This is a genomic window from Streptomyces sp. HmicA12 (assembly GCF_000373565.1).
Lineage (GTDB): Bacteria > Actinomycetota > Actinomycetes > Streptomycetales > Streptomycetaceae > Streptomyces.
The window spans coordinates 1-1302 of the sequence record NZ_KB891845.1; the positions used below are offsets into that span (position 1 = coordinate 1).

Sequence of the window (1302 nt, forward strand, 5' to 3'; positions counted from 1 at the left end):
ACGGGCCTTGACCCTGAATCCTGAACACGGGTTATGCGGCTGGTGCCAGCGTAGTTGATGTGAGGTGGAAGGCGTTCTCGAAGGCGATCGGTGATCGTTGTCCGAGGCGGGAGTGTCGGCGCCGGGTGTTGTAGCGGTGGAGCCATCTGAACGCATCGAGTCGAGCCTCGCGCTCGCTTGGCCAGCTCTTTCGGCCTTGCAGGGCCTCGCGTTTGAAGGTCGCATTGAAGGACTCGGCGAGTGCGTTGTCCGCGCTGGACCCGACCGCGCTCATGCTCTGCCGGACCCCTGCTGACCTGCAGGCTTCAGCGAAGGCCCTGCTCGTGTACTGGGCTCCGTGGTCGGTGTGCATGATCGACCCTGCGAGACTTCCGCGGGTGCGGATGGCCGCGGCCAGGGCGTCGGTCACGAGGTCCGTGCGCATGTGGTCGGCGATCGCCCAGCCGGCCAGGCGGCGTGAGGCGAGGTCGATGACGGTGGCCAGGTAGCAGAACTTCCCGCCGTCGATGGGCAGGTAGGTGATGTCGCCGACGTACTTCGTGTTCGGCGTGACGGCGGTGAAGTCGCGGCGGATCAGGTCCGGAGCCTTGGCTGCGGCCGGATCGGGGACGGTGGTGCGGTGCCGGCGGCGCAACCGGACCCCTTCGATCCCGGACTCCCGCATGATCCTGGCGACCCGCTTGTGATTGACCGCCTCACCGATCGTCTCGCGGAGTTCGGCGGTGATCCTCGGGGCTCCGTAGGTGCCGTCCGATTCCTGGTGCACCGCCCGTATCCGGGCGGCCAGTTGTGCGTCGGCCGCCTGCCGGACGGCCCGGTCGGCGGCTGTCCGGCGCCAGTAGTAGAAGCTCGAGCGGCTGACACCGAGGACGCTGCAGAGCCGCTTCACGCCGTAGCGGCGCTGCAGGTCGGCGACGCACTGGAAGCGGTTCACCAGCGCGTCTCCCCGGCGAAATATTTGGCCGCCTTCCGCAGGATCTCGCGTTCCTCCTCCAACTCGCGGATCTTCTTCCGCAAGGCCGCGTTCTCCGCCTCCAGCGGTTCCGGCGGCTGAGCCGTCTCCGGCGTCCGGCGTCCTCGCGGACGGCTTGCTCCGGCAGCCCTCACCCAGTTCCGCAAGGTCTCCGGATTGATGCCCAGATCGGCGGCGACCGACCTGATCGTCGCCTCCGGCCGCGACTCGTAGAGCGCGACCGCGTCCGCCTTGAACTCCGGCGGGTAGTTCTTCATGACCACGAGATGTCCGTTCTCAGATCCTCAGGATCCAGTGTCTCGTGTGTTCAACATCAGGGGTCAAGGCCC

General features: G+C 67.3%; 1 protein-coding gene. It reads right to left on the bottom strand.

Annotated elements, in window-relative coordinates; all coding sequences use genetic code 11:
• Nucleotides 1–31: 31 nt before the first annotated feature.
• A protein-coding gene (locus B072_RS0135415) for an IS3 family transposase (protein WP_086020444.1) occupies nucleotides 32–1236 on the bottom strand; the annotation gives its coding sequence in 2 pieces (ribosomal slippage) (nucleotides 32–945 and nucleotides 945–1236; 1206 coding nt in all).
• Nucleotides 1237–1302: the final 66 nt, after the last annotated feature.